Source organism: Endozoicomonas atrinae (assembly GCF_001647025.1).
Classification (GTDB): Bacteria; Pseudomonadota; Gammaproteobacteria; order Pseudomonadales; family Endozoicomonadaceae; genus Endozoicomonas; species Endozoicomonas atrinae.
In genome coordinates this window covers 1-1,288 of sequence record NZ_LUKQ02000572.1, presented here as the reverse complement: position 1 = coordinate 1,288, position 1,288 = coordinate 1, and the positions used below count along the sequence as shown (strand labels likewise).

At 54.5% G+C, this 1,288-nt stretch carries 2 protein-coding genes; both read right to left on the bottom strand.

Translation table 11 applies throughout. The annotated features are described in order from the left end of the window. The coding region (locus AK963_RS29130; protein ID WP_139117781.1) for a hypothetical protein at window positions 1–937 on the bottom strand (937 nt) is incomplete at its 3' end. Between the two features lie 156 nt (window positions 938–1,093). After that, window positions 1,094–1,288, bottom strand: a 195-nt coding sequence (locus tag AK963_RS34020; protein WP_238593894.1) for a hypothetical protein, incomplete at its 5' end; no start/stop codon positions are given.

Here is a 1,288-nt window from a genome sequence, read left to right as displayed (position 1 = left end):
GACCACTGATCCACGCCTTCGTGTTGTCGGTGAGAGCTAACAGCACGGGGACAAGGAGGTCGGTACGGAACACATAGTTCTCGTCCACTTCTGGCACGTCACGATGGGCACCGCTCCACTCGAAGACGGGGATGTCGAAGTCGAGGGCTTTAACCTTGCGTTGACCTGGACGGAAGACCTCGTTGGCATTTGTCCATGCCACGTTCTTGAGATCGGGCAAGCCCTTGGGCATGGTGATCGGTGCGCTCAGGTGTTTAGGCTTGCGTCTCAGCTCGGCTTCGAGTTCCTGATTTCGTTTCTGTGCCTGCAAGCCACCGTTGATGGCACTCTCGATGCGCTCGACGCTGACCTCATTGTTGGTCACTTGCTTGAGAACGGAGTCGAGCAGTTCGCGGTCTTTCTGCTCGGTTGAGATCGTCCATGTGTCCATGTTGCTGTCCTTTTTGATTGGGTTTTGTGCCAGTTGTTTTCGAACGGGTTGTTTCTTGGTGTTGCCTCCGAGGGCGTCCCATGTGTCTTCGACGTATATCCATTTGGCGTTGTAACCGAAGTGGTAACGACGGACACTGCCGACGGGAGCGTCAAGGTCTGCACCTCTGGCGAACTCTTCTGGCTCGGTGATGGCCAGAATAAACTCGCTCACGAAGTCGTCGACGGCCTCGAAGTTGGACTGCTTGTGATACTCGATCACACGATCAACCATGTAAGCCATGACCTGCACGGAGCAGCGGTCACGGTACTCTGACCATGTGGGGCGAAGGTTGTACTTGTCTTGGCCAGAACCGATGAGCGGTGAACGCTCGCCGATGTTCTCCCAGTTGCACTTCTTGAGGTAGTTGCCGACGGTTTGCTTGAACAACTTGCGAAGCTGGGCACGACGCTCGTTACCGTTGGTGTTTTGAACGGCTTCCCTGAGTTTGTCTGTTGTAGTTGTCATGATGTATCTCCATTGGTTGTTGTTTTCCGAGACACAACAACGCCGTCAAACCAGTAAACACCGATTTGCCGTAGTAGTATCGTGTCGGGATTGATAGAGCTGGCAGAGCAGCCCGTCAGGTAGGATTTCCCCTAAATACCTGGGCGGGTGTGTGGGTTATGAGTACGTTGGTTGTTCTGGCAGGTTGTCTTCGAGGAACTTGCGGAGGTAACGCTGCATGGGTCTGGGATAGTCAGACAGCAGGTGCTTGTCGGCCACGTCGAGGGCTTTGGACTTGTCGTAGTCGTACTCGCCCAGGTATTCCACGAAGTCGAACTCGCTGCCGTCGATGGTGACACGGAAGAACAACGG